The organism is Pedobacter sp. CG_S7, from assembly GCF_040544395.1.
Taxonomy (GTDB): domain Bacteria; phylum Bacteroidota; class Bacteroidia; order Sphingobacteriales; family Sphingobacteriaceae; genus Pedobacter.
This window is the reverse complement of the sequence record NZ_JBEONS010000089.1, coordinates 1-2,698: the sequence shown is the minus strand read 5'-3', so window position 1 is coordinate 2,698 and position 2,698 is coordinate 1. Positions and strand designations below refer to the sequence as shown.

The following is a 2,698-nucleotide window of genomic DNA, read 5'->3' as shown; positions in this document are numbered from 1 at the left end:
TGCGTTCTATTACCGACACCTGCAAGAAAAATGAGCAGGCCATCTTAAATGCTTTCTTGACTATTGCTTCATCATAGAGGTACCTGAGTAGTTACGTTATATTAACTCCTAACTACATCCTGGCAGGCATTTTCCTGCTGAATACATTTTTTCTGGCAAACCCTTTATTAGCAAAGGCACCTGAAAGATCCTTTTATCAATTAACTATATACCATATAAAAGATAAAACGCAAGAGGAACGCCTCGATAAATACCTATCAGAAGCCTATATCCCTGCGGTTCATCGCCAGGGGATTAAAACCGTTGGCGTATTTAAAACCGCTAACATAGATACAGCGATGGATAAAAAAATGTATGTTTTCATTCAATATCGGTCATTAAAACAACTCCACAGTCTTCTACAAGCGCTGGATAAAGACCCAGTATTGGCAGAAAAAGGCACAGATTATGTTAATGCCAAATTCAATGAGCCTCCATATGTCCGAAAAGAATCGATTTTAATGCAGGCATTTTCTGGCATGCCCTCTTTAAAAAAACCTTTATTCAACGTTCCTAACAGCCAACGCATCTATGAATTGCGCAGTTACGAAAGCGCTACAGAGAAATTATACCTTAATAAGGTACAAATGTTTAATGAAGATGAGATCGAGATTTTTGAACGTATTGGTAGTCAGCCCATATTTTTCGGGGAGGTATTGGCAGGTAGCCAAATGCCAAATTTGATGTACATGACTTCTTATAGCGATAAAGCATCCAGAGATGCTCATTGGAAAATTTTCGGAAATGACTCTACTTGGAAACGTATTGTTAATTTGCCACAGTACAAAAATAATATGGCTAAAGCCGATGTCTTTTTTTTAACTCCAGCAACTTATTCTGAGTTATAAACTCATGATGGCTTCATTAGTATATAATTACTTTTTAAAGGTGATGAAACAATCAGGAGCAATATTTCATTAAACAACTTATTGTTGTATTTTATATATACATTTGCTTTATTATATTTAATTATTTGCCTCTAACCATATTTAATGACTCTACCTCCTTTATCAAGTATTATTGCTGTTAGCCCGATACCAATGGCAATTACTGATCAGAACATGAATTATTTAGCCGTTTCTGACTTGTGGATTTCCTATTTCAACCTTGAAAATAAGCCACTACTTGGTTATTCTCATTATACTATTTTTCCAGATTTGGAGGAGCGCTGGAAGCAAATATTTAACCTTTTCTTACAGGGACAAAAGCTAGAGATTGAGGAGGAAAAACAGAAGAAAGCAGATGGAACCTCCAAAGCGAAGCACAATTTAACCAGGCATTTGAGCATTCCTTAATTGGAATGGCTTTAATTAGTCCGGAAGGAAATTGGGAAAGAATAAATAACAGTTTATCTCAAATCCTGGGCTATTCGGAGTCTGAGTTAAAAGGGTTTAATGTAAAGGATATCACCTATGTTGATGATATTTCTAATAACAATGAGTTATTGTTAGCTCTTGCTTCCAGTCGTATTGATAAGGTGAAAGTTGAAAAATGCTACATCCATAAAAGTGGCACTATTATTTGGGTTGTCATTGCTGCTACCATGCTCAAGGATAGTAAGGGAAACCCGCTGCATTTTATTTCTCAAATTGAAGACATCACTAAGAGAAAAGAAATTGAGGAAAACTTGTTGCTCAGCGAGAAAAAGTACCGTACCATTTTTGAGAATGTTCAGGATGTTTTTTACAGAACAGACAATCAAAATCTAATCACTGAAATTAGTCCTTCTATAGAAAAAAACTCCGGATATTCCAGGAAAAGTGTCATCAATCAGCCTGTTGATAATTTTTATTACTATCCAAAGGATAGGGAAAGAATTTTAGCCCTATTAAAAGCCAACGGCTCTATTATTGATTTTGAAGTAAGATTAAAAACCAGTACAGATGAACTTCGCTATGCTTCAGTCAATGCCAGGCTAGTTATTGAAGATGGTGTTGTACAAGGAACCGAAGGAAGCCTTAGAGATGTGACCACAAGAAAATTCCAGGAGATAGCATTAAAAACGCTAAATACGGAGTTAACAGCTTCGAATGAACAAAAGAACAAATTACTCTCCATTATAGGCCATGATTTAAGAAATCCAATATCTGGAAGCCTGCAGTTATTGGATTTGACCTTAATGGATTTCGAATCAAATACTGCTGATGAGTTGCACATGTACTTGTCGCAAATGAAGCAGGAACTTTCCAATGCCAACAACCTATTGGAAGATTTGCTGGCATGGGCAAAAATTCAATTCAAATCCATCAGTATCAATCAGGTTATCATTACCGAAATCACCGCGCAGGTCCAAAAATCCATACAGACCGTTAAACCTATGGCAGATAAAAAGAACATTAGCATTACTCTGGACGTTGAAGCAGCAATGGTGCTCTATGGAGATATAGCGATGTTAGATGCCATCTTTAGGAATTTATTAACAAATGCAATTAAATTCACCAACAAAAATGGGGAGATCAAAGTTAAAGCTATAAAAACAGTAATAGGAGTTAAGTTTTCCATTACCGACAATGGCGTAGGAATGACAAAAGACCAAATCGACCAACTTTTTAACAATAATACTAATTAAGACCGTTGCAAGGCAATATGTGATTTAACTAATTGATTAACAATAAATTACACTTGTTTTTTTTGTTATTTAGGATATTTTTATGTATTT

Annotated in this window: 3 protein-coding genes; all 3 read left to right on the top strand. The window is 35.5% G+C overall.

Going from position 1 to position 2,698, the window contains the following annotated elements; translation table 11 throughout:
• Positions 1-338: 338 nt before the first annotated feature.
• Positions 339-887, top strand: a complete 549-nt coding sequence (locus tag AAKU52_RS17320; RefSeq protein WP_354335891.1) for an NIPSNAP family protein — start codon at positions 339-341, stop codon at positions 885-887.
• Between the two features lie 192 nt (positions 888-1,079).
• Positions 1,080-1,334, top strand: coding sequence for a hypothetical protein (locus tag AAKU52_RS17315; RefSeq protein ID WP_354335889.1), 255 nt, complete (start codon positions 1,080-1,082; stop codon positions 1,332-1,334).
• A 5-nt stretch (positions 1,335-1,339) separates the two neighbouring features.
• The gene (locus AAKU52_RS17310) at positions 1,340-2,608 is read left to right on the top strand and encodes a PAS domain S-box protein (protein WP_354335887.1); all 1,269 of its coding nucleotides are present in this window, start codon (positions 1,340-1,342) and stop codon (positions 2,606-2,608) included.
• Positions 2,609-2,698 lie beyond the last annotated feature (90 nt).